A 25,963-nucleotide genomic window follows, 5' to 3' on the forward strand; every position below is an offset into this window, starting at 1 on the left:
ACCTCTTTAGTCAAAGACATTTCCAGTTAAGTTAAGTTCAGCTCGCATAATTTCCTGCAATTTAAACTTCTGCGCTTTGCCTGAAGCTGTCATTGGAAACTCATTAAAGAATCGGACATAGCGCGGCACTTTATTATGAGAAATATGCTCTTTGCAGAATTGGCGAATGCTGTCTTCATCAATTTGATGATGCTCATGCAAAATAATACAAGCACAGAGTTCTTCGCCATATCTGGCATCTGGCAAGCCAATGACTTGGACATCGCTTACATCTGGATGAGTGTATAAGAAATCTTCAATTTCTTTTGGAAAGAGATTTTCCCCACCACGAATCACCACATCTTTAATACGGCCTTTAATTTTAATAAAACCGTCTTGATCCATTTCGGCAATATCACCTGTATGCATCCAGCCAGCAGCATCAATCACTTCACGGGTCTTTTCTTCTTCGCCCCAATAGCCAGCCATCACTGAATAACCGCGAACGCATAGCTCACCCAAAGTTCCTTGCGGAACAATCTGCCCTTCTAAATCGACAATTTTAATTTCAACATGCGGATGGACATGCCCAACTGTGCTTACTCGTTTATCAATCGAATCATTTACCGAACTTTGTACACTCACTGGCGAGGTTTCAGTCATACCATAACAAATCGTGATTTCAGACATGTGCATGCGGTCTATAACCCGCTGCATAATTTCTCTTGGACAAGGACTACCTGCCATAATGCCCGTTCTTAAGCTCGACAGGTCAAACTCATTAAACTGTTCATGTTCTAAGGTTGCAATGAACATGGTGGGCACGCCATAAGCTGCCGTACAACGCTCTTGATGAATCGCTTTTAAAGTTTCTAAAGGATTAAATACCGCCGATGGATAGACCATGGTTGAACCATGCGTAACGCAGGCTAAATTCCCCATCACCATGCCAAAACAATGAAACAACGGTACAGAAATACAGACTTTATCTTGAGGGGTTAAACGAATGCCTTCACCGACAAAATAGCCATTATTTAAAATATTATGGTGGGTCAACATGGTCCCTTTAGGATTACCCGTTGTACCTGAAGTAAATTGAATATTAATGGTTTCATCAAACTGGAGCTGTCTGGCTAATTGTTTTAATTCTTCTAGCTGTTCAGGAGTTGGTGTAGTGACTAAATCACTAAAGCGATGAATACCCGTATGATGCTGGTCATCAATTTTAATGACAAATTTTAAATGTGGTAGTCGAGCTGAACTCAGCACTTTATCTGGACTGATAGTTAACTCAGGGGCAATTTTTGTAAGTAACTCTTGATAATCAGTCGTTTTGAATTGAGAAGCAATAATCAATCCTTTACATGAGACTTTATTCAACACATATTCAAGTTCATGGCTTTTATAAGCTGTATTTAGATTGACTAAAATAATCCCTGCTTTAAAAGCTGCAAATTGGGTTACCGTCCATTCCACACAGTTAGGTGACCAGATGGCTAATCGATCACCTTTTTTTAATCCCAATTTTAAAAGGCTACAAGCAAAAGCATTTACTTCATCCTGTAAAGCTTTATAGGTTAATCGTCTGTTTTGATGAAAACTAACGATTGCTTCCTTTTCAGCATATTGCCGACAAGCCTGATCAAATTGTTCACCAATGGTCATACCCAATAAGGGCTGCGTGCTTGGTCCCGAGGCGTAGCTTAACCGTTCTTGTTGCATTGAATCATTCTCCTTGATTCTTTTATTCTCTTCTTACCTGATCTAATTGTTGTTACTGCAACTATTTTTCTAAACCGCTTTTTTTGTGTTGTTTTATCCTTTATATGCTCTATTTCCTCTGCACAGCATCTACACAAAAGTCAGCAATCTGTTTTGAAAAATAGTCTTTATGCGCATGATCAAACTTTGTATTTTGAGCTGGGTCTAGGGGTTCAACCACCACATAGGTCATGGCACCGACAACACAAAGTGCTGCTGTATTTAAATCATCCAAGACAAACTCACCACTTGCATTTCCATCCGCAAGTATTTTTTTAATACTTTGTTTGATCAATTGCTTCACACGAAAACGCTCATGTTCAACCGTTGAATCGACAGGTTCAAACATGAGTGAATATGCAAGCTGAGGACTATTGAGTGCCCGTTTTACAAAGGTTGCCACAGCCTTATGTAATTTCTGCTTTGCCGATAAGTCACTTTCAGTAATCGAATCAATCACTAATAGTTCCGTATTAATGGCTTCGGACAAAACTTCAATCAGCACTTGGCTTTTATTATCAAAGTAGCGATAAACCAGACCACTTGATACGCCCGCTTGCTCTGCAATTGTTTGTATTTGTGCGTCTTTAAACCCTCCCTCTGAAATTAACTTTCTGGCTGAACTCAAAATCGACTTACGATTTTGCTCCATCCGCTCTTGCATTAAAGATGATCGTTTATAGCTCATAATTTATTCTCTAACAAATAAAATGAATTGTAAATCATTTTATGAATCAGTATTCACTTTTTTAAAAAATCATTGTATGGTAATTATCAAATACCCACAAAATATTTTATGGACAACAAATATAACCAATAGGATGAAGATATCATGAACCTACGCAGCTTGAATTTCGGTCTAGATGAAACTTTAATTGCGCTTCAAGATTCAGTGGCAGCATTTTGTGCAAAGGAAATTGCACCAATTGCCCAACAAGTTGATCAAGACAACAAATTCCCTGCACATCTCTGGAAAAAATTCGGAGATATGGGCCTTTTAGGCATGACGGTTTCTGAAGAATATGGCGGTGCCAATATGGGTTATTTAGCTCATATTATTGCTATGCAAGAAATTTCTCGTGCTTCGGCAGCCATTGGTTTGTCTTACGGTGCTCATTCTAATTTATGTGTAAACCAAATTAACCGTAACGGTAACGAGCAGCAAAAACAAAAGTATTTACCAAAATTGATTTCCGGTGAATATGTGGGTGCCCTTGCGATGTCTGAACCGAATGCGGGTTCTGATGTCGTCAGCATGAAATTACGTGCTGAACAAAAAGGTGATCACTTCGTTTTAAATGGTTCAAAAATGTGGATCACTAACGGCGGTGATGCAGATGTATTGGTGGTTTACGCCAAAACTGACCCACAAGCTGGCGCAAAAGGCATGACTGCTTTTTTAATTGAAAAAGGCATGAAAGGCTTTAGTCATGGCAACCACTTAGACAAACTCGGTATGCGTGGCTCTAACACATACCCGCTGTTCTTTGACAATGTAGAAGTTCCTGCTGAAAACGTACTCGGCGGTGTCGGTAACGGTACAAAAGTACTCATGAGTGGTTTGGATTATGAACGTGCAGTTTTAAGTGCCGGACCTTTAGGCATTATGGATGCCTGCCTAGATGTGGTAATCCCATACTTGCACCAACGTGAACAGTTTGGCCAAGCTTTAGGTGAATTCCAGCTTATGCAAGGCAAACTTGCCGATATGTATTCAACTTGGTTGGCATGTAAAGCTCTTGTTTATGCTGTTGGTGCTGCATGTGATAAAGCTGACCATGACCGCAGCCTACGTAAAGATGCTGCAAGTGCCATTTTATATGCTGCCGAAAAAGCAACATGGATGGCTGGTGAAGCAATCCAAAGTTTAGGCGGTAATGGTTATATCAATGAATTCCCCGCTGGCCGTTTATGGCGCGACGCAAAACTTTATGAAATTGGTGCAGGAACTTCTGAAATTCGCCGCATGCTGATTGGCCGCGAACTCTTTAATGAAACCAAATAATAATTATAAATAAGGACGCATCTTATGAACCAATTACAAAGCAAGATTAATGTTCGAAGTGAAGACTTCAAAACAAACCAGCAAGCCATGCAAACATTGGTCACAGATCTAAAACAAGTTGCCCAGCGTATTGCTTTAGGCGGCGGTGAAAATGCCCGTCAAAAACATTTGGCTCGAGGTAAACTTTTACCTCGTGAACGTATTGATCAACTCATTGATGTCGGTACGGCATTTTTAGAAATTGGTCAATTGGCAGCGTACAACGTTTATGAAGATGATGTTCCTGCTGCGGGTGTAATTGCGGGTATTGGTCAAGTCAACGGCATCACTTGCATGATCGTTGCCAATGATGCAACGGTTAAAGGCGGAACGTATTACCCCCTTACGGTTAAAAAGCATCTACGCGCACAAGAAATTGCTGAACAAAATCACTTGCCTTGTATTTATTTGGTGGATTCAGGCGGTGCCTATTTACCAATGCAAGATGAGGTTTTTCCAGACCGTGATCACTTCGGGCGTATTTTCTATAATCAGGCACGCATGTCGAGCTTAGGGATTGCCCAAATTGCTGTGGTGATGGGTAGCTGTACCGCAGGTGGTGCATATGTACCTGCCATGTCGGATGAAACGATTATTGTCCGTAATCAAGGTACGATTTTCTTAGGCGGCCCTCCTCTGGTAAAAGCTGCAACTGGCGAAGTGGTGAGCAGCGAAGATTTAGGTGGTGGTGATGTGCATACACGTCTTTCAGGTGTAGCTGATCATTTAGCTGAAAATGATGAACATGCAATTGCGATTGCACGTAACATTGTCGCTAACCTCAATAAAAAGCCAAACGATTTAAATAAACAAGTTGATGAGCCTCTATTTGATGCATCTGAACTCTATGGCGTGGTGCCAAGCGATGCGCGTAAACCTTTCGATGTACGTGAAGTGATTGCACGCATTGTAGATGGTTCTCGTTTTGATGAGTTTAAAGCACGTTTTGGTTCAACACTCATTACCGGTTTTGCTTCACTCTATGGTATGCCGGTCGGCATTATTGCCAATAACGGGATTTTATTTTCTGAGTCTGCACAAAAAGGTGCGCACTTCATTGAGCTATGCACACAGCGCAATATTCCATTGTTATTCCTACAAAACATTACGGGCTTCATGGTCGGTCGCCAGTATGAAAATGAAGGGATTGCAAAAAACGGTGCCAAATTGGTTATGGCAGTTGCCACAGCAAATGTACCAAAACTCACTTTGATTATTGGTGGTTCGTTTGGTGCAGGTAACTACGGTATGTGTGGCCGTGCTTATTCGCCACGCTTTTTATGGACATGGCCGAACTCTCGTATTTCTGTGATGGGCGGCGAACAAGCAGCAAGCGTACTCTCAACTTTAAAACGTGATCAAATTGAGCAAAAAGGTGCCGATTGGTCAGCTCAGCAAGAAGATGAATTCAAACAACCAATTCGTGAACAATACGAGCGTCAAGGTCATCCATATTATGCTTCTGCCCGACTTTGGGATGATGGTGTCATTGACCCAGCGCAAACTCGCCAAGTACTCGGTTTAAGTCTTGCTGCTGCTATGAATGCCCCAATCCAGCCAACCAAATTTGGCGTGTTCCGCATGTAAGAGGTGTATATGAGCTTTCAATTTTTACAACTCGAACAACAAGATCAGGTTACCTATGTTTGGCTGAATCGCCCTGAATTGCACAATGCATTCAACACCACAGTCATTGAAGAACTACATGCCTGCTTTAAGCAAATCCATACACGTGATGATATTCGTGTTGTGGTTCTGGCTGGTCGCGGCAAAAGCTTTTCGGCAGGTGCCGACCTCAACTGGATGAAACAGGCTGGTCAGGCATCTTCAGCAGAAAACGAAGCAGATGCATTAAAACTTGCGCAAATGCTTGATGCACTTGCAACGTTAAAACAACCGACCATTGCTCGTGTACATGGCATTGCCTTTGGCGGCGGTATGGGTTTGGCATCGGCATGTGATATTTGCATTGCCAGCACGGATGCCAAGTTTGCAACATCTGAGGTTCGTTTAGGGCTTGCCCCATCTACCATTAGTCCTTATGTGATTCGTGCGATTGGTGCAAGACAAGCTTCTCGTTACTTCTTAACTGCCGAGCGGATTTCAGCACGTGAAGCCAAACAAATTGGCTTGGCACATGAAGTTGCAGATGCCGAAGACTTAGATAAAAAAGTTCAAGAAATTGTTGATGCTCTATTACTTGGTGGCCCGCATGCTCAAGCGGCCTCAAAACAACTCATTCAAATGGTCAGCAACCAGACCATGAGCAATGACTTGCTGCAACAGACAGCACATCATATTGCTCAAGTTCGTCAAGGCAGCGAGGCAAAAGAAGGTCTGAGTGCCTTTTTAAATAAACAGCAGCCTGCTTGGGTTTCTAACTCGAATAACAACAATTAAGGACGATCATCATGTTTGAAAAGATTTTAATTGCGAACCGTGGCGAGATTGCCTGCCGCGTAATTCGCACAGCTAAAAAATTAGGTATTGCAACGGTTGCCGTTTACTCAGATGCAGACGCAAATTCACAACACGTCAAACTTGCAGATGAAGCAGTTTATATTGGTCAGTCCCCTGCAACTCAAAGTTATTTACAAGCTGACCGCATTATTCAAGCTGCCATTGATACAGGTAGCCAAGCGGTTCATCCAGGTTACGGCTTCCTTTCGGAAAATGACCAGTTTGCACTCGCTTGCCAACAACACAACATTTGCTTTATTGGGCCACCAGTGGATGCCATTTTAGCGATGGGTTTAAAAGCCACCTCGAAAGCTTTAATGGAAAAAGCTGGTGTCCCTTTAACACCGGGTTATCACGGAACCAACCAAGATGCCGACTTTTTAAAACAACAGGCAGACCGAATTGGCTATCCTGTTTTAATTAAAGCCAGTGCTGGCGGTGGTGGTAAAGGCATGAGTCTGGTTGAACGCAGTGAAGATTTTCTGCATGCTTTAGCCTCTTGTAAACGTGAAGCCAAATCGAGCTTTGGTAATGATGATGTCTTGATTGAGCGTTATGTGATTCAGCCTCGCCATATTGAAGTGCAAGTGTTTGGCGATACACATGGCAACTATGTACATTTGTTTGAACGTGATTGTTCCGTACAACGCCGTCACCAAAAAGTGCTAGAAGAAGCCCCTGCTCCACAAATGCCAAGCGAAAAGCTAGATGCAATGCGCCAAGCGGCAATTGATGCTGCGCGTGCGGTAAATTATGTCGGTGCCGGTACAGTTGAGTTTATTGTGGAACAAGACGGTACAGCCTATTTCATGGAAATGAATACGCGCTTACAAGTCGAACACCCTGTCACCGAAATGATAACAGGTGAAGACTTAGTTGAATGGCAACTTCGTGTGGCTTATGGTGAACCTTTACCTAAACTACAAAACGAATTGCAGATTCATGGACATGCGCTTGAAGCGCGGATCTACGCCGAAGAACCTGAAAAAGGTTTTTTACCTGCCATTGGTAAAATTGACTATCTGCACTACCCAACGCAAAACCAATATGTGCGTGTAGACAGCGGTATTGTTGAAGGCGATGAAATCACGACCTATTACGACCCAATGATTGCTAAACTGATCGTATGGGGTAAAAACCGTGAAGCTGCGCTCATTCAAATGCAACACGCTTTAAGTCAATTCCATGTCGATGGCTTAGGTAACAACATTGCCTTTCTTGAAAAGATTGTTCGTAGCGAATCTTTTAAACAAGCCAAGCTTGATACCAACCTGATTCAACGTGAACAAAACTTCTTGTTTAGTCCTGAAGAGATCAAACCAGAACTGGTGGTAGCAGCGGCATTTATTGAGTTTTTAAGCCAACTTAATAACAACAGCTCAAGCCAAAAACAGCTTTGGCAAGCTCAGCCACTTTGGCGCTTAAATATTGCTTATCAGCACAGTATTAAGCTGAATTATTTAAACCAAAATATCCAAATCAAGTTTGCCTCAAATGAAGGTGGCTTCACCGCAGAATATAACGGTCAAAGCTACCCAATTTCAGGTCAATTGATTGATACGCATACTGCCTCTGTTCAAATTGGTGGGACTCAGCAAAAACTTTCTTTTAACCAAAGTCAGCAAGGCATTACCTTGTTCCAAAATGGACAAAGCTATAAGTTTGCTTATATTCGTCAGGACTTTAATCAAGCAGATAGCCAAGCCGATGAAGGCCACCTAAAAGCACCAATGCCGGGTGTAGTCACTCAAGTTTTGGTAAGCGCAAATCATAGCGTTAAAAAAGATGATATTTTAATGACGCTTGAAGCCATGAAAATGGAATATACCATCCGCGCCCCTAAAGACGGCGTGATTGTAGACTCTTATTTCCAAGTCGGTGATCAGGTCAAAGCTGGTGACGAGCTTGTGGAATTTCAGCCTGCTCAGGAGGAAGTTGCATGAGTGAGTTTGTCAAAATTGTGGAGGTCGGTCCCAGAGACGGCCTCCAAAACGAAAAGCAGGCTTTGACTGTCGAACAACGCTTAAACTTTATTAATGACCTAATCAGTGCGGGCCTAAAATCGATTGAGGTCGGTTCATGCGTTTCGGCAAAATGGGTACCGCAAATGGCCCAAAGTGATGAGCTATTTAAGCAACTACCCCAAACAAGCGATGTGCAATTTAGCCTGCTCACCCCCAATATCAAAGGTTTTGAAACTGCTCATGCGGTAGGATGCAAAGAAGTTGCGGTGTTTACCGCAGCTTCTGAGAGTTTTACTCGTAAAAATATTAACTGCTCAATCGACGAGAGCTTTGAGAAATTTAGCGATGTCATGGCTGCTGCAAAAACCCATAACATACGGGTGCGAGGTTATGTCTCTTGTATTGTCGATTGTCCCTATGAAGGCGCAATTGCCCCTAGACAAGTGGTAAAAGTTGTTAAACGACTCTATGACATGGGCTGCTATGAAGTGTCTTTAGGTGAAACTATTGGCACCGCAACACCAGATCGTGTTCAAAAGGTTTGGCAGGCCTGCCTTGCTGAACTCGACAGCAAGGTTTTGGCTGGGCATTTCCACAACACCTACGGCATGGCGATTGCCAATATTTATCAGTCTTTACAGCAAGGTATTCGTGTTTTTGACTCATCTCTTGCAGGACTCGGTGGTTGCCCTTATGCCAAAGGAGCTTCGGGTAATGTATCGACCGAAGATCTGTTCTATTTGCTGTCACACATGGGCTTTGAAACTGGCATTGACTTAGAGAAACTGATGCAAGCCAGCCAAAATATTAGCAACGTATTAAACCGAAAAAGCTTGTCGAATTATGCAAATGCGTATTGGCAAACCAATTGTGCATCGTAATCAATTAAAATAGCTCAGCATCTGGTATAAAGCTGAATATTAGGCGAAGTACCAGATCATCCTATCTCATTTTTATCTCATTCTGTTCAGGAATTGGGACTAAGTTCCTCATGCAATTTTTTTAAAATCTATTATTTATCTCTGTATTAAATGCCTCTTTCAAAAGAAGCATTCTCTACCCTATTTTTATTCTAAACCGTATTATTCTTCATCCTTTTCTATCTTAGTCCTTAAAAAATTTATCTTATTATTTATAAAAATAAGATGCATCCATTTCAATTCTTGGGGAAATATATTCTTCCACCCAATCTAACCATGCACGTGTTTTGGCATCGATAAAATGGCGCGAAGGCAATAAGGTATAAACTCCTATATCGGGCGAACGCCACTCTGGCAAGATATGACATAATCTTCCATTTTGAACCGCATCTAAAGCCGAAAACATCGGCAATAATGCCACGCCCATATCTTGTTGCACTACATCTAATAATAACTCAGGGTTATCTGCAATGAGTTGCCCGCCAATGTCGATTTGGTAAGACTTACCACTTGTATTTAATAAGTGCCAATCTGGTGTAATAGACGGGTTTACCAAGCGTAAACAGGCATGATCTTTTAAGTCTTCTGGGGACTTCGGCACACCATGTTTTTCTAGGTAAGCAGGTGATGCACATAAAACAGAAAAAATAGTGCCAATTCTACGTGCAACAAAACGAGAATCTGTTAATGATTCGGTCAGATACAGACTGACATCCACCCCTTTTGCCAACAAGTCTGGAACGTACTGTGAAGTCGTATATTCCACGGTTAATTCGGGATAATGCTTACAAAACTCGGCCATCACTGGAAAAACATAATGATGCCCAAAGCTTCCCATGCTTAACACACGTAAACGTCCTTTGGGTTTAGATGCCGTCCCTGTTACTTCTGATTCTGCTTCATCCACCATTGAAATGACTTGGCGACAGCGCTCTGCATAAGTCGCACCAATATCGGTCAGTGCCTGCTGGCGCGTTGAGCGTTGTATTAATTTTGTACCTAAGCGTGTTTCTAGCTCGCTGATAAGACGTGAAACCTGTGCTGTGGTCAGATCCATCTGCTCAGCTGCTGCTGTGAAACTCCCGCTATCAATCACTTTCAGGAATGCATGCATTGCATGCAATAGTCCACCATCGAGATTTTTGCGCATAACGTAAATATGTTTTCCTAAATTACGGATTGTTGCACCAGTTTAGTTCAACCACAATGACTAAATGTACATACATTGGCACTAATTCTTTTTAAGAAGAGGAACCGATCTTTTTTTATTTCGTATGTCACTTGCTCCAAATATTCAACTGGATGTTGAAAAAAGAAAGTAGTCCGAGCTACTAAAAATTCTAAGGAGATATAAATGAATATAGCTACAAAAGTCACTCCAAATATTATTGCAACAAAGGATGTGTCACTTGAAGATAAATATGTAAGTGATAACGGTACAGCATATATGACCGGCATTCAGGCACTTGTTCGTTTGCCTCTTGCCCAAACTCGCCGTGACGCGATGAATGGTTATCATACTGCTGGTTTTATTTCTGGTTATCGCGGTTCTCCTGTTGGTAACTATGATAGTTTCCTTTGGCAAGTTCAAGGATTACTTAAATCCCATAATGTTGTATTTCAACCTGGTGTAAACGAAGACTTGGCTGCTACCGCAATTTGGGGTACCCAACAAGTTAATCTTTCAGGCCAAGGCAAATATGATGGAGTGTCTTCATGGTGGTATGGTAAAGGCCCGGGTGTTGATCGTTCAGGCGATGTGCTCCGCCATGCTAACTTAGCTGGTACCTCTGAACGTGGTGGTGTTGTTGCTTTATTTGGTGATGACCACTCATGTAAATCTTCTACAATCCCGCATCAGTCCGAACATGTCATGATTGGTTGCGGTATTCCAATTTTCTACCCAACATCCGTTCAACAAATTTTAGACTTTGGTGTTCACGCCATTGCTGTTTCACGTTTTTCTGGCGTTTGGTCTTCAATGAAGCTGGTCAGTGAAATTGTAGAGACTTCTGCGTCAGTTCATGTCGACCTAGACCGTGTTACTCCGGTTATACCTGAAGATGTCAATTTCCCAGAGGGTGGCGTTAACATTCGTTGGCCCGATCATGGTATCCAACAAGAAGAACGCCTTTATAAGTATCGCTTACCTGCTGTTTTGGCCTATACCCGTGCCAATAAAATCAATACTGTTACATGGCCTTGTGAAAATGCCCGTGTTGGTATTGCCGCAAGTGGTAAAGGTTATTTAGATACCATTGAAGCCTTACGCATTTTAGGTATTGAAGATGAAAAAGCCCAACAGCTTGGACTACGTGTTTATCAGGTTGGACTGATTTGGCCTTTAGAACCACAAGGCATTCGTGAATTTGCCGAAGGTTTAGAAGAGCTAATCGTTATTGAAGAAAAACGTCCAATTCTTGAAACACAAATTAAAGATGAGCTGTACTCACTGCCTGATGACAAACGTCCTCGTGTGATTGGTAAAGCAACTGACGGCAAAGGCGAATGGAGTACTTCTATTGAAGAAGCACCGCTCATTGGTCACTATGAGTACCAGCCTGAACCTATTGCAAAAATGCTGGCTGCTCGCTTCTTAAGACTCAATATTCCAGAAAGCTTAAAAACACAAATCCAAAGCAGAATCGACTTACTATTAAAAGCAGAGCAAGAATCAAAACGTGTTATTGATCTTGCAGAACGTAAACCTTATTTCTGTAGTGGTTGCCCTCATAACTCTTCAACCGTAGTTCCTGAAGGTAGCCGTGCATTAGGCGGTATCGGTTGTCACTATATTGCCGTTTCACTTGACCGCGGTACAGAAACGTTCTCTCAAATGGGCGGTGAAGGTGTAAGTTGGGTGGGTGCATCACCATTTACCAATGAAAAACACATTTTTGCTAACCTTGGTGATGGAACCTATTTCCACTCTGGTTACTTAGCAATCCGTCAGTCTATCGCTGCAAAAACCAATATTACCTACAAAATCCTCTACAACGATGCAGTCGCTATGACAGGTGGTCAGCATGTAGATGGACATTTGAGTGTTGCGCAGTTAACTCGTCAGCTTGCTGCCGAAGGCATTAAAAAACAAGTTATTGTTACTGATGAAGTTAAACTATTAAACGAAGAAGATGGCATTGCACCGGGTGTCGAAATTCGCCACCGTAATGAACTCGATACAGTTCAACGCGAGCTTCGAGAAATTACAGGTGTGACCGCTTTAATTTATGTACAAACCTGTGCCAGTGAAAAACGCCGTCGTCGTAAACGTGATGCCTATCCTGACCCAGCTGAGCGTTTATACATTAACAGTGATATTTGCGAAGGCTGTGGCGACTGTTCAAAAAAATCAAACTGTTTATCTATTGAGCCAGTAGAAACAGCTTTAGGCACTAAACGTCAAATTAACCAAAGTAGCTGTAATAAAGACTTCACTTGTGCCGAAGGGTTCTGCCCTAGTTTTGTGACTGTTCATACACGTGATATGAAACGTCCTGCTAAATTTGAAGGTATTGGTGCAGGCTGGCCAACATCACCAGTTATTCCTCAGTTATATGACGTTCCAAGTCGTATTATGGTTGGCGGTATTGGTGGTACAGGTGTTGTAACTATTGGTGCACTTCTCGGTATGGCAGCTCACCTAGAAGGTAAAGCCACACGTGTTATGGACATGGCAGGTCTTGCCCAAAAAGGTGGTACGGTTTATTCATACGTTCAACTTGCGGCAACTGATGAGCAAATTTCTTCTACAAAAATTCCCGCGGGCCAATGTGAATTATTGATTGGTGCAGATGCCGTAGTGGCTGGTGGTAGCGCTGCTCTATCTCGCTTAAAAGATGACGCTTTGGTTATTGTGAATGAAGACAGTACCCCTACTTCTGAATTTATCAAATCTCGTGACTGGTATGCACCTATTACTGATTTAATTGATCGTCTTCGTGGTCGTGTTCGTCAAGGTCAACTGGTTTCTCTGCCAGCAGCTCGCATCGCAACACTACTCTTAGGTGACTCAATCTATACCAACCAGTTATTACTCGGTATGGCATGGCAATCTGGTCGTATTCCGTTATTACGTGAAAGCATTGAAAAAGCAATTCGTTTAAATGGTACTGCTGTTGAAAAGAACCTCGAAGCTTTCCGTGTAGGTTGTCATCTTGCAAGTGACCCGACTTTAGCTGCTCGTTTACTTGCAGCAATGCCAAAAACCAAAACTCCGCAAACTTTGGCTGAACTTGTTGAAGACCGTTCTGCTCGTTTAACAGACTACTGGAATGAAGCTTATGCAGCTAAATACCGCACGCTTGTAGAACTTGCAGCTAAAAAGTTACCAGAAGAATTAACGGGTACCATTGCAACTCAGCTTTATAGAGTCATGGCTTATAAAGATGAATATGAAGTTGCTCGTCTTTTAACAGGTAAGAGCTTCAAAGAATCGATTGAAACCCAGTTTGGTAAAGGCTTACGTTTAACGTATCATCTTGCTCCGCCAGCGTTGCTTGGTGGTCTGAAAAATGTCCGTAAACGTGCGTTTGGTTACTGGATGCGCTTCCCAATGATGATGCTTGCTCGCTTACAATGGCTTCGTGAAACTTTCCTTGACCCATTTGCACGTCAAGAAGAACGTCAACACGAACAAGCATGGCGTGATCGTTACATCGCATTTGTTGAAGCACTTGTTGAAGCACCAGACAATCATAACTTGGCAGTTGCTGAGCAAATTGCAAAATTACCAGCAGAAGTCCGCGGTTATGGTCATATCAAAATGAAAGCAATGGACGCTGCAAAACAACGTTGGGATGAACTTACACCAACACTGCTAAAAGTCCGTAACTAAAATTAAATCTCAAAATAAAAAAGTCATCCCTAAGGATGACTTTTTTATTGGCTCAAAAATTTATTCAGTCATTTTACGCAAAGTCAAAATCTGCTCGCTTCGTCCAAATGGGCCATATACATCATGTAAAACTGCACTGGTTAAACCAATACCATCCGAACCATATTGCTGAACGGTTTCCAAACCTAGCCATTTCCCTTGCGGATAACGGTGCATGTGGATTTGTAAATCAAGATTTGGAAAGCCCCAAGTAAATTCGCCTTCTTGTCTTGGGACAATGCCGTTTGCCGCATCTACCATGCCAATTAAATGGGCAAAATCTGTGGGCGGCTGCCCTTCAACCATTTCTTTGTCATTGTTTAGCCAAACAATGCCTTTGCCCGCGCGATGCTGATCATTAGTTTTAGTGACTAATGTCTGGATAAAACCACCCGGCCACCTTTTCATGCCCGACCATTCAGTAAAGGTATCGGGATGATGAATTGGTTGATCTTCAAGCCCAGCAATATCGGAACTATCTTGAGTACACATGCGCCATGCTCTAGCCACAATACAAGTTTTACCTTGTGCTTGCATTTCAGCTTCAATCAGTTCAATGGTTTTACCGGCACGAATGACATGTGTCTTAATCGTAAACTCACCAAAGGCAATCAATCCAAAAATATCAAAACTAATTCGACCAATTCGCATATCTTGTCGTGGTGAAAATTGCTCTAACTCTGCTGCGATTACACCACTTGCAGGCGCCATGTGCTGTTCATGAGGATTCCAAGCTCCTTGTGCATGAACAATTGAGCAATAATGAGCAATAACTTCACCTTGAGGACCAATTGTTCTATTCAGTAATTGATAATAAGCATTCATGATTTTCTTTCCGTAGTCCTTGTCCAACATCAATATTTGATGAAAATTCACATTATAATGCTTATGTTAACCCTCTATTTCATTGGCTCAACTGGTTTTTCCTACCAAAAACTGATGAGTCTAAAATTACAAATTTAATCACTAGGTAAAATTTCGCATGTCAATTTCACCCAGTGATTCTAAAAATGACTATTCACTAAAAAGCAAAAGCATCTTGATCGAGCTCCATCACAGCGTCAGCACCAGACTCGATAGAAGCAGCATGACTCTGTGTACGATGCAAAAGCTTTTGATAGAAAAACTTAGCAGTAGTTAATTTTGCTTTATAAAAAGCTTCCTCTTGTGTACCCAATTCTAATTTTTCATGGGCAACTTGTGCCATTCGAGCCCACAAATACGCGAACACGACGTAACTGGAAAAATAAAGATAATCTACTGAAGCGGCTCCTATTTCTTCAGGGTTGTGCTTGGCTTTCTCTGCAATCGATTTGGTCAGTGACAGCCATTGCTGCTTAAGCTCAGCTAATTTTTCTAGATAAGGTTTCAGCACTTCATTTGATTGCTGTTGACCAATAAATTGATCAATTAAGTCGGTCATGTTCTTTAAAAGTTTGCCTTCCGACTTAAGGACCTTACGTGCAAGTAGATCTAAAGACTGAATTTCGGTCGTTCCCTCATACAACGTTGAGATACGCGCATCACGTACAATTTGCTCCATGCCATGCTCAACAATAAAGCCATGACCGCCAAATACTTGAACGCCATGTTTGGCAGACTCATTACCTGACTCTGTTAAAAAAGCTTTAGCAATTGGCGTTAAAAAAGCCAGTAATTCATCGGAGTGTTTTTGCTGTTCCTGATCATTTGAACTTTCGACAATATCGACATGCTGAGCTAAAAAGTAAGCTAAAGCACGACCGCCTTCAGAAAAAGCTTTTTGTGTCATTAACATTGAACGCACAGCAGGATGCACAATAATTGGGTCGGCATTCTCCTCAGGATATTTAGGACCAGATAACGAACGCATAGCGAGTCGCTCTTTGGCATAACTTAATGCGCCTTGAAATGAAATTTCAGAAGCAGCGAGCCCTTGTACTGCCGTTCCAATGCGTGCGGTATTCATAAAGGTAAACATACAATTGAGTCCGCGATTTTCAGGACCAATCAAATAGCCTTTGGCGCCATCAAAATTCAGTACACAGGTGGCATTTCCATGAATCCCCATTTTATGTTCAATCGCACTACAAACGACTTTATTACGGTCAAGCACCTGAGCGTCATCACTCACATTAAATTTAGGCACAATAAATAAAGAAATACCTTTGGTCCCTGCAGGTGCCTGAGGCAAACGGGCTAAAACAATATGAATAATATTTTCGGAAAGATCGTGTTCCCCCGCCGAGATAAAAATCTTTTCGCCTGTAATGGAGTAGCTACCATCCGGATTTGGTTCTGCTTTAGTTCTAATTAACCCAAGGTCTGAACCCGCATGTGATTCGGTTAAACACATGGTTCCGGTCCAGACACCGCTAATGAGTTTAGTTAAATACTGCTGTTTTTGTTGCTCAGTACCATGGTGTTCAATGGTTCTCATCGCGCCATGAGACAAGCCCGGATACATTGCCCACGCCCAATTAGAACCACATAACATTTCAGAAATCGCAATCCGCAACAATGTCGGCAAGCCCTGCCCACCATATTCAGGGTCGGCGGTTAGTGAGGTAAAACCTAGCTCGGCATATTTTTGGTAGGCTTCTTTAAAACCTTTCGGGGTTGTGACTATACCTTGATTTAAATGACAGCCTTCCTGATCACCATTTTGATTTATGGGCGCCAATTCATTTTCACAAAAATCTGCTGCTGCTTCTAAATATTGATCAATTAATTCTCGATTTACGCTTTCCTGATATTTGCTTAAACCTTGATAGTTTTGTTCTGTTTGAAGCATTTCATGCAATACAAATTGCATATCACGCAATGGAGCTTTGTATAAAGGCATAGTTTTTTTCCTTTCACCTCACTGCCTGTGTCATGGGCAGATATCGTTTTTCCTTAAAAATGGACTTTTATTGTTTCAATCTCACCAAAATATCAAAAAATTTCTTATAGCAAAATATATTTTCACTAATTTAATAAAATTATCGTAACTCATAAATGAAGATAAGACATAAATTCATGTTTTAAAATAAAAATATAGTATTAAAAGTAATTAACATTGCTTAATCAGAATAAATTTAAATTTTGTATTGCAAAATTTTATTCCGTAAAAAATCAATTTATAGTATGGTGATTTAGATTGCTTAATCATGCAAGGACGATTTATGGAAAGCCCGAAATACACAGGTCTTGAGTTTTTAACCGCTTTAAAAAATGGTGAAGTTTCTCCGTCACCTATGGCTCACACCATACCAATGGAACTCATTGAAGTTTCCGAAGGTAAAGCAACTTATAAAGTTACCCCTCGCAAAGAACATAGAAATATACAAGGCGGTGTACACGGCGGCTTTTGCGCTACAGCTTTAGATACAGCAACAGGCAGCGCAGCTCACACGTTACTTGAACATGGTGTTGGCTATGGAACCATTGATTTAAATGTAAAAATGATCCGTCCCATGCAAGTTGATACTTCGTACTATGCGACAGCCGAATTAATTAATGCGGGCCGTAATATTATTAGTACCGAAGGAAAAATCGTAGATGAGAACGGCAAAGTGTATGCTTTTGCTTCAGCAACCTTAATGATTATTCGCAAATAATAAAATATCTAAGCTCCTATTTATGGAGCTTTTTCTTGCTTTGCTAACTTGTTCATTTCATAAAAATCTAAGCGATCAATCATAAAACTCACCAATGCCATCGCTAAGCCTAAAGCAGCACACGCTTCCCATCCCCAGTGTTTCCATGCATACACCGCAATAAAAGAACCCAAAGCGGCTCCACCAAAATATAAAGTCATATAAATTGAATTAATACGAGAACGCGCCTCAGCCGAAATTCGATAGACCAAATTTTGGTTGAGTACATGAAATGCCGACAAACCAAAGTACGCCATAATTACACCAACAGCATAGGCAACCAAAGACTGCTGGGCAAAAAATAGTGGTATCCATGCACTTATTAATAACCCCATGCAAATCACTGCAATTTTATTTTCAAGACCCGCTGCAATTTTCTTACCTGCCCAAGGAGTCGCAAATACACCTGCCAATCCAACAATCCCAAATAAACCAATCTGGAAATCGTTAAAGTGATAAGGCTCATTCGCCAAAATAAAAGTCATAGTGGTAAAAATCAGAGCTAAAATTCCAAAGCCAATTCCACCAGCAAAACCACGGCGTAATAAATGCGGCTGGTGAACAGCTAATGAAAATAGTGAACCATAAATCTGTAGAATATTGAGTTGGTGAGACTTACGCGCAACTGGCAACTTCACCCACATCACCCAAGCAAACACCAAAATGACAATTCCACTAATTAAATAAACCGCATGCCAAGACCAAACTGTAGAAAGTAAGCCTGCAATGGAACGCGCTAATAATATTCCTAAGAACAAACCACTCATGAGAGTGCCTACAACTTGAGGGCTTTTTTTCGGGCTGGCTAAACCTGCGGCGAAAGGAACCAAAACTTGAGTTGCAATCGAAAAGAATGTCGCTAAAAAGGTAAAGCCATATAAAGCTGGCAAGGTTTGACTTAAAGATAGCCCTACTTGTGCAAGCCCCGTACAACACATGAGCAAGCAAATATAACTGCGCTTTTCAAAAAAGTCGCCTAAGGGAACCAATATAAAAAGGCCAACTGCATATGACAGTTGGCTAATCACAATAGTTAAAGCGACTTGATCAGCATTAACTTTTAATGCTTCTGCAATTGAATAGATTAAGGGCTGGTTATAATAGTTTGAACCCGCACAAATTCCACATGTCATTGCCATGATAAAAATAAAGCTTTTTGACAGTATATTTTCTGCATTGGGCTCAACTATTTTTTCCATTTTTAACTACGCCCTATTTTAAAATTTATACATCGATACAAAGTTTACGCGTGATACATCAGCGGTTCTGCCATCAAATACTTCTCGTTTGCCTTGGTGATATTCCATCCCAATATCCATTTGCTCAATTGGTGAATAAAAGACGTTAGCTGCATAGTCAGTTAAGCGTTTATTAGCATCTGGGTTGAGTTTGGCATAAGCCGTGTCGTCATCATAATCAAACATTGAAGCCGATAAGTTTGCACGCCATTGCTCATTAAATTTATATGAATAGCCAATATTGATGCTATTCAACTTATTCATAACCAAATCTGTTTTATCTTCGTTTAATGAGAAATCACCCGCGGCATTTAAACTTGCTGAATTTGCCAACCCACTTTGGGTGGTGTACGGCATAAATTTTTGATCACCGACAATATATTGATAATTTGCTTGTACCGATTGTTTTGGTGTGAGTTGATATTTTAAGCCGCCTCCAGCACCCCAGCTTACTTTCTTCACTGTGGCAGTTGCGACATCTGTAGACTTTTCATTAATAAAGCCTTGTGCAAGTGCCGTTAAAGGCCCTTGTTTAAAGGTGTAGCGCCCCGTTAAAGTTGGAAATGCCGAGACTCTCGAACCTGTATATTCCAAAGCTACTTTTAAATCATTATTGGCATCAATTTTCCAGTCATAACGAATTTGAGGAGTACGCGTATAGGAAGTTCCCACAAATTGGGTGTAATCGACAGCTTCTGTACGGGTTTCCATGTTAGACATGAGTGACCATGTTTGACCAAAGGTCCAGTCTTTATAGGTAAAAAATGCATGGCGGATACGGAATTTACCATCCCCCGTTCCCATGTTAGAGCTATCAAAGAAATCGGCTTCGATATTCCCTGTAACCGCTTTATTTGGGCTATTAAAATAAACACCTAATCGGCTTGCATTAATCATGGCATCGGAACGTGCATGATTTGAACGTTTTTCACTTTCAAAAGGTGTTCGGTACAGACTGCTGGTCGTTCTACCACCCGAATCTGGTGAAGATTTAAAATCGACCGCCGCATCAATACGAGCAATACCGTAAACCTTCACATTATCCGTCCAAGTCACCCACGAAGGAGCAACAGGCTTCTCTGTTACAGTCGCTTTAGTTTTTTCGATGTTCTCTTCAATCTTTACCTGTTTGACCTGTAAATTATTTTGAGTTTGTTTCTGAGCAGCAAGTTCTGCTTTTAATTTTTGCAGCTCGGTTTCTAGCAAATTAATTCTTTGTTCTGTGGTATCTGAAGAATTTGCAAAAATAGTCCCTGAGGCCGCAGCGCAAGCTGCAGCTAAAATTAATTTTTTCATCTTTTAATCCTTAAAGAAGCATTTTTTCCGTGTGTAATTTAGGCTACACGTGCATCTATCAATTCACAGTCTGTGACAGCCTGTAATTCATCGAAAGTTAAGCCTTCGACTATTTCCGTGACATAAGCTTTTTGGTCTTTGAGTTCAATAATGCATAAATCGGTATAAATACGATCTACACACTGCTCACCCGTCATTGGATATGTAATTTCCTTTACAATTTTGGGCTCACCTTTTTTGGTGACATGCTCCATATAGACATAAATCGTTTTTGCGCCGACTGCCAAATCCATAGCACCGCCAACTGCGGGTACATCATCTGCTTTACCGGTATGCCAGTTTGCTAAGTCTCCATTTACCGCAACTTGGAATGCCCCAATTACGCAAATGTCCAGATGGCCGCCACGCATAATGTCAAACGAGTCACCATGATGCATAAAACATCCGCCATCTAACAAAGTGACAAGTTCTTTTCCGGCATTTACTAAGTCTTCATCTTCCTCACCCGGTTGTGGTGGTGGGCCAAAAGCCAAAACCCCATTTTCCGAATGTAAAAAGATTTCTTTGTCTTTGGGCAAAAATTTAGCAACGTTGGTCGGCAAGCCAATTCCTAAATTGACATATGAACCTTCCGGAATGTCATTAGCAATGAGCTTGGCAATATCTTCACGAGAACGTTTTTGAACTGACATTAGATATCTCCTACTTTTACAACGTGCTGAACAAAAATTCCCGGTGTAATAATGCACTCTGGGTCAAGCGTTCCTAGCTCTACGGTGTCATTCACTTGAACAATCGTGGTCTTGGCGGCTTTTGCCATGATCGGCCCAAAATTGCGGGCTGCTTTGCGGTAAGTTAAATTGCCCCAGCGGTCGGCTTTATCGGCATAAATCAGTGCAAAATCAGCTTCAAGTGGATATTCAAGCACATAATTTTTACCGTTAATGGTTCGGGTCTCTTTACCCTCGGCAACTTTGGTGCCATAACCAGTCGGCGTAAAAATAGCCCCTAAACCAGCCCCAGCGGCCTGAATCCGACAAGCCAAATTACCTTGTGGAACTAGTTCTAACTCAATTTTTCCCGCTCTATATAAATCTTGAAAAACGGTTGACCCAGCAGATTTCGGAAATGAACAAATCATTTTCTTTACACAGCCAGCAATAATGAGCTTGGTTAGGCCACGATCACCAGAAGCCGCATTGTTATTTACAACGGTGAGTTCTTTTTTTCCTAAATCGATTAAGGCTTCAATTAATTCAGCAGGTTGCCCAGTCACACCAAACCCGCCTGTCATGATGGTTGCCCCATCAGGAATAGCTTTTAAAATTGGTTCAATGTCACTGGTGATTTTATTTATCATCTCACTTGTCCCTTTTCATCCTTAATTTAAGGTGACAGATTGATCTGTCACTCTGCCTTTTGCGGGTTAAATAGTCGGTCTTTAATAAATAACAATGGGATTACACCGCAGATAAAATAAGCTGCAGCCATCACCAAAAGCCCTAAGCCAATAGAACCATTTTGCGATAGATAACCAATTGTTAATGGAGAGAAAATAGAAAGTACTTTGCCAATGTTATAAGCACCACCCACTGCCGAGCCTCGAATCGAAGTCGGGAAGCTTTCTGTCATATATGTGGCATTAATGGCGTAAGGAATACCGTAAAGGAAACCGAAGAACAGCATCATCCATAAAATATTGGTTGGTGTATTTAAATAGACAATCACTGGAATAAATAAAGCTGTACCAATAGTTCCAAAAGCAAATACAGCGCGGCGTCCTAATTTATCGGCAACGATCCCTGCGATCACTTTAGCAAACATCATAATCAGGAAAGTACCGACCATATACATGGCCATTTCTTTAAACTTGATGCCAAGATCAGACTCTAAATAAGCAGGTAACCAGTTACTCACGCCGTAATAGCCAAACTGCAATGCACCCGTACTAATAATCCAGAGAACAAACATGGTGCCATGTTTTTTATCTTTTAAAATCTCAAAATATGGATTTTGACGTTTTTTAGGTTGGTTACTTTGAGCAACTTCTAACGCTTTTAATTGACGCGCTTTTTTCCAAGACTCAGGTTCAGGTACACAAAAGTGCATTAAAACTGACAACACCACAGGCGCAATTGCAATCCAGTAAAGGAAACGCCAGCCATGTTCAGGAATAATATGTCCAGCTAATAAGGTCGCGAGTAAAGAACCCAGTGTATAACCAGTCATGAGAGTAGCCAAAACGGTCGAGCGATGTTTGGTTGGCACCATTTCAGACATTAAAATATTACAGGCAATATAAAGTGCGCCTAAGCCCATCGCTCCAAATGTTCTTAAAACTGCAAATTGCATATAAGAATCAGTAAAACCCAGCGCACTAGTTAAAACTGAAGAATAAGCAATAAAGAACACAATAATGCGAACTCGCCCAAAACGGTCACACGCCCAGCCGCCAATCAGACCGCCCACAGCGGAACCGAAAAGCGTTAAGCTGCCTAGCGTTCCAGCTTGTACACCCGTCAAATGAAATTCTGTTTTAAGACTGGTCAGGCTCAATGCCAAAAAACCTAAGTCTGCCCCATCACACAACAATGTTAAAAAAGCGAATATAAATGCGGTAATCCAAATCTTTTTTGGTGTTTGGATAGCTTCACTGCTAGCCGTATTTTGGGTAACTGTTTCTGTTGTCATGTCCATATCCTCAGAAGGAACATGAGGCATCCAATGCCTCATGGCATTTGTTTTTTATTAGGCTGTAGCTTCCCTAATCATGTTTTTAGCAATAATAATTTGTTGAACTTGCGTGGTTCCTTCATATAAGCGGAACAAACGAACATCACGATAAAAACGCTCGATGGCATATTCACTGATATAGCCCGCACCACCGTGAATCTGTACACAGCGGTCAGCAACGCGTCCGCACATTTCAGTCGCAAACATTTTTGCGCATGATGCTTCTGTGCTAATGTTTTCGCCATTGTCACGGCGGCGAGCTGCATCTAAAACCATACATTTAGCTGCATAAATCTCAGCTTTTGAGTCGGCAAGCATGGCTTGAATCAACTGGAAGTTCGCAATAGGTTGACCAAACTGTTTACGCTCAATCGCATAGTGCAGTGCGTCGTTTAACATGCGTTCGGCAACACCCACGCTATAGGCACCAATGTGCAAACGCCCTTTATCCAGCACTTTCATGGCCGTTTTAAAACCGACACCTTCTACGCCACCAATCAATGCAGAAGCAGGCACACGGCAATTTTCAAAAATTACATCACAAGTGTGCGAGCCCTTTTGCCCCATTTTTTGGTCAATTTTTCCCAACGTAATGCCCGGTGTATTTGCTTCGACTAAAAAAGCTGAAATACCACCAGACCCTTTAATTTCAGGATTGGTTCGAGCCATTACGGTAAAAGTTGCAGCATGAGGTGCATTGGTAATAAAACGTTTTGTGCCGTTTAACACATAAAAGTCACCATCTTTAACTGCGCTGGTTTTTAAGGAGGCAGCGTCAGAGCCAGATTCAGGCTCGGTTAAACAAAATGAACCAATAATTTCGCCACTTGCGTAACGAGGTAAATATTTTTGCTTTTGCTCTTCTGTGCCATCAATCAAAATTGCACTTGAGCCAATACCGTTATTAGTCCCAATTAAAGAACGGAAAGCCGGTGAAGTTTGTCCAAGTTCAAATGCAACTCTGACTTCTTCTTCCATAGTGATGCCTAAGCCACCATATTCTTCGGGAATTGTTAGGCCGAACAAACCAAGCTCACGCATTTGCTGCACAATGTCATCCGGAATTTTGTCTTTCTCTACCACTTCGTTTTCACGAGGGATCAATTCATTTTTTACAAAATCTCGAATTGTTGAAAGTAACTGCTCCAACATCCCTTCATCACGGATCATCTGTGATCTCCCTTTTTATGTATTTCCATCGTACCCATCAGCCATCTCCAGCTTGTCTGGATACCATGTTTTAAATCTTGTTTACTGCGGATGTGTTTCATAGTACGAGAACGAAAATACAAATTTCAAGCTTTTTTGAAAATTAATTTCGTTTAACGAAATTTAAAAAATCACCATTACTAAATATCAATAACTTAGCTTATTTAATAAATCATAATTGCTCTAATGGACTAAATAAGACTTGAAATAAATTCCAAAATAAGCATCATAAAAGGAATACAGTTTTGATATGCGAAACAAGGAATTCAAAAATGAGTGTATTAACAGGGAATAATTTCGTAGAAGTCGACTTTTCTATTCAAAAAATAGCGATTGTAAAAATAAACCGACCTGAAGCAAAAAATGCACTGAATACAGAGGTTCGCAAACAACTAGCACAAGCTTTTACCGAATTAAGTTTTAACGATGAGATCAATGCGGTTGTGCTCACAGGTGGTGAAGAAGTCTTTGCCGCAGGCGCAGATCTAAAAGAAATGGCAACCGCAACTTCCACAGAAATGTTATTGCGTCATACGGAACGTTACTGGAATGCGATTGCTCAGTGCCCTAAACCTGTGATTGCTGCTGTAAATGGCTATGCATTAGGTGGTGGCTGTGAACTTGCAATGCATGCTGACATTATTATTGCTGGTAAAGGCGCGACTTTTGGTCAACCAGAAATTAAAGTCGGTTTAATGCCGGGTGCTGGTGGTACACAACGTTTATTCCGTGCTGTCGGTAAATTCCATGCCATGCGCATGATTATGACGGGTGCCATGGTGAAAGCCGAAGAAGCTTATATCATCGGTCTTGTTTCACAAGTCACCGAAGATGACCAAACTATTCCAACTGCGATTCAAATGGCACAAAGCCTCGCAAAAATGCCTCCTATTGCCCTACAACAAATTAAAGAAGTTGCCTTAATGAGCGAAGATGTTCCATTAAATGCAGGCTTAACGCTAGAACGAAAAGCATTCCAGTTGTTGTTTTCTACCGAAGATAAAAATGAAGGCGTTCAAGCTTTTATCGAAAAGCGTAAACCATCTTATCAAGGTAAATAACTTAAAATCATAATAACAAAGGAATGAAAATGGCCAGAAAAGTATTGATTAGTGCAGGTGGCTCAGGGATTGGACGATGCATTGCTGAAGTCTTTTTAAACAATCAGGATGAGGTTTTCGTTTGTGATATTAATGCTAAAAGCCTAGAACAATTTCAAAAAGATTATCCAAAGCTGCACATATATACCTGTGATTTAGCTAATCATGAGCAAATTAAACTCATGTTTGGTCATGCAGTTCAGAAACTTGGCGGTATTGATATTTTAGTTAATAACACAGGCATTTCAGGCCCGACTGTTGCCGCAGATGAGCTAAGTTTTGAAGATTGGAATACAGTTATAAATTTAAACCTGAATAGCACTTTTTTAATTACCCAATTAACAATTCCCTATTTAAAGAAAGCAGAAGCAGGCGTGATTATTAATATGTCATCTATTGCCGGACGCTTAGGCTATCCATACCGATTAGCTTACTCCACCTCAAAATGGGGGCTGATCGGTTTTACCAAAACCCTTTCTATGGAACTCGGTGCAGACAATATTCGAGTTAACGCTATTCTTCCGGGTGCAGTCGATGGTGATCGGGTTCAACGCGTATTACAGGCCCGTGCCGATGTAGCGCATACCTCACTTGAAGAAGTGATTCAAAATGCACTGAAAAATCAGTCACTCAAATATTTTGTCAATCCAAAACATATTGCAGATTTATGCCTATTTTTAGCATCAGATAGTGGCCGCTCAATTTCAGGACAAATCTTACCAATTGATGGTGATAAACAATGTTTAAGCTAAATCACCCAACC

The 25,963-nt window shown here is 41.2% G+C and carries 20 protein-coding genes; 9 read left to right on the top strand and 11 right to left on the bottom strand.

The genetic code is table 11. The features are described 5' to 3' along the window. Nucleotides 1-6 precede the first annotated feature (6 nt). Both KIP84_RS10610 and KIP84_RS10615 read right to left on the bottom strand, forming a co-directional pair. Nucleotides 7-1,701, bottom strand: a complete 1,695-nt coding sequence (locus KIP84_RS10610) for an AMP-binding protein (protein ID WP_213688433.1) — start codon at nt 1,699-1,701, stop codon at nt 7-9. Nucleotides 1,702-1,810: 109 nt separating this feature from the next. After that, nucleotides 1,811-2,428, bottom strand: a complete 618-nt coding sequence (locus tag KIP84_RS10615; protein WP_002114305.1) for a TetR/AcrR family transcriptional regulator — start codon at nt 2,426-2,428, stop codon at nt 1,811-1,813. Between the two features lie 144 nt (nt 2,429-2,572). Here KIP84_RS10615 and KIP84_RS10620 point away from each other — a divergent pair, with 144 nt between their 5' ends. The 5 genes from KIP84_RS10620 to KIP84_RS10640 are packed head-to-tail and all read left to right on the top strand — an operon-like array spanning nt 2,573 to nt 9,089. Continuing rightward, a complete protein-coding gene (locus KIP84_RS10620; protein ID WP_005076583.1) occupies nt 2,573-3,745 on the top strand; it encodes an isovaleryl-CoA dehydrogenase in 1,173 nt (390 codons plus the stop codon). Nucleotides 3,746-3,769: 24 nt separating this feature from the next. Further along, on the top strand, nt 3,770-5,371 hold the full coding sequence (locus KIP84_RS10625) for a carboxyl transferase domain-containing protein (RefSeq protein WP_033850254.1): 1,602 nt from the start codon (nt 3,770-3,772) through the stop codon (nt 5,369-5,371). Between the two features lie 9 nt (nt 5,372-5,380). Beyond that, entirely contained in the window at nt 5,381-6,184 is an 804-nt protein-coding gene (locus tag KIP84_RS10630; RefSeq protein ID WP_213688434.1) for an enoyl-CoA hydratase/isomerase family protein, read from the top strand. Between the two features lie 11 nt (nt 6,185-6,195). Continuing rightward, nucleotides 6,196-8,187, top strand: a complete 1,992-nt coding sequence (locus KIP84_RS10635; RefSeq protein ID WP_213688435.1) for an acetyl/propionyl/methylcrotonyl-CoA carboxylase subunit alpha — start codon at nt 6,196-6,198, stop codon at nt 8,185-8,187. Beyond that, on the top strand, nt 8,184-9,089 hold the full coding sequence (locus KIP84_RS10640; RefSeq protein ID WP_213688436.1) for a hydroxymethylglutaryl-CoA lyase: 906 nt from the start codon (nt 8,184-8,186) through the stop codon (nt 9,087-9,089). The genes KIP84_RS10635 and KIP84_RS10640 overlap by 4 nt, the downstream gene beginning before the upstream one ends. Before the next feature lie 247 nt (nt 9,090-9,336). On the opposite strand, the gene KIP84_RS10645 is transcribed toward KIP84_RS10640, so the two are convergent. Next, a complete protein-coding gene (locus KIP84_RS10645) occupies nt 9,337-10,278 on the bottom strand; it encodes a LysR family transcriptional regulator (protein ID WP_213688437.1) in 942 nt (313 codons plus the stop codon). Nucleotides 10,279-10,482: 204 nt separating this feature from the next. Here KIP84_RS10645 and KIP84_RS10650 point away from each other — a divergent pair, with 204 nt between their 5' ends. Beyond that, entirely contained in the window at nt 10,483-13,965 is a 3,483-nt protein-coding gene (locus KIP84_RS10650) for an indolepyruvate ferredoxin oxidoreductase family protein (RefSeq protein WP_213688438.1), read from the top strand. A gap of 60 nt (nt 13,966-14,025) precedes the next feature. Here the strand turns inward: KIP84_RS10650 and KIP84_RS10655 are convergent, their stop codons facing one another. Together KIP84_RS10655 and KIP84_RS10660 are read right to left on the bottom strand one after the other, a co-directional pair. Further along, nucleotides 14,026-14,829 carry a thioesterase family protein gene (locus KIP84_RS10655; RefSeq protein ID WP_213688439.1) on the bottom strand — a complete coding sequence of 268 codons (804 nt, stop codon included), beginning with the start codon at nt 14,827-14,829 and terminating at the stop codon, nt 14,026-14,028. 196 nt (nt 14,830-15,025) lie between these two features. Next, entirely contained in the window at nt 15,026-16,828 is a 1,803-nt protein-coding gene (locus KIP84_RS10660) for an acyl-CoA dehydrogenase C-terminal domain-containing protein (protein WP_213688440.1), read from the bottom strand. Between the two features lie 307 nt (nt 16,829-17,135). On the opposite strand from KIP84_RS10660, the gene KIP84_RS10665 reads away from it, so the two are divergent. After that, nucleotides 17,136-17,585, top strand: a complete 450-nt coding sequence (locus KIP84_RS10665; protein WP_130118506.1) for a PaaI family thioesterase — start codon at nt 17,136-17,138, stop codon at nt 17,583-17,585. A 20-nt stretch (nt 17,586-17,605) separates the two neighbouring features. Here the strand turns inward: KIP84_RS10665 and KIP84_RS10670 are convergent, their stop codons facing one another. The 6 genes from KIP84_RS10670 to KIP84_RS10695 are packed head-to-tail and all read right to left on the bottom strand — an operon-like array spanning nt 17,606 to nt 24,061. Then, nucleotides 17,606-18,823: an MFS transporter gene (locus KIP84_RS10670; RefSeq protein ID WP_213688441.1), complete on the bottom strand. Its 1,218-nt coding sequence runs from the start codon at nt 18,821-18,823 to the stop codon at nt 17,606-17,608. An 18-nt stretch (nt 18,824-18,841) separates the two neighbouring features. Continuing rightward, the gene (gene dcaP, locus KIP84_RS10675; protein ID WP_000733484.1) at nt 18,842-20,158 is read right to left on the bottom strand and encodes an outer membrane trimeric porin-like protein DcaP; all 1,317 of its coding nucleotides are present in this window, start codon (nt 20,156-20,158) and stop codon (nt 18,842-18,844) included. 38 nt (nt 20,159-20,196) lie between these two features. Next, nucleotides 20,197-20,850, bottom strand: a complete 654-nt coding sequence (locus KIP84_RS10680; protein ID WP_068565376.1) for a 3-oxoacid CoA-transferase subunit B — start codon at nt 20,848-20,850, stop codon at nt 20,197-20,199. Then, nucleotides 20,850-21,518 carry a 3-oxoacid CoA-transferase subunit A gene (locus KIP84_RS10685; RefSeq protein ID WP_000608704.1) on the bottom strand — a complete coding sequence of 223 codons (669 nt, stop codon included), beginning with the start codon at nt 21,516-21,518 and terminating at the stop codon, nt 20,850-20,852. Before KIP84_RS10685 ends, KIP84_RS10680 begins: the two co-directional genes overlap by 1 nt. 47 nt (nt 21,519-21,565) lie before the next feature. Then, nucleotides 21,566-22,849, bottom strand: a complete 1,284-nt coding sequence (locus KIP84_RS10690; RefSeq protein ID WP_199983926.1) for an MFS transporter — start codon at nt 22,847-22,849, stop codon at nt 21,566-21,568. Nucleotides 22,850-22,906: 57 nt separating this feature from the next. Beyond that, a complete protein-coding gene (locus KIP84_RS10695; protein WP_000617391.1) occupies nt 22,907-24,061 on the bottom strand; it encodes an acyl-CoA dehydrogenase family protein in 1,155 nt (384 codons plus the stop codon). A gap of 311 nt (nt 24,062-24,372) precedes the next feature. On the opposite strand from KIP84_RS10695, the gene KIP84_RS10700 reads away from it, so the two are divergent. Together KIP84_RS10700 and KIP84_RS10705 are read left to right on the top strand one after the other, a co-directional pair. Then, a complete protein-coding gene (locus KIP84_RS10700; protein ID WP_069119020.1) occupies nt 24,373-25,161 on the top strand; it encodes an enoyl-CoA hydratase in 789 nt (262 codons plus the stop codon). A gap of 29 nt (nt 25,162-25,190) precedes the next feature. Further along, nucleotides 25,191-25,952 carry an SDR family oxidoreductase gene (locus tag KIP84_RS10705; protein WP_213688442.1) on the top strand — a complete coding sequence of 254 codons (762 nt, stop codon included), beginning with the start codon at nt 25,191-25,193 and terminating at the stop codon, nt 25,950-25,952. Nucleotides 25,953-25,963 lie beyond the last annotated feature (11 nt).

This window comes from Acinetobacter sp. BHS4 (assembly GCF_018454425.1).
In the GTDB taxonomy this organism is placed as follows: Bacteria; Pseudomonadota; Gammaproteobacteria; order Pseudomonadales; family Moraxellaceae; genus Acinetobacter; species Acinetobacter pittii.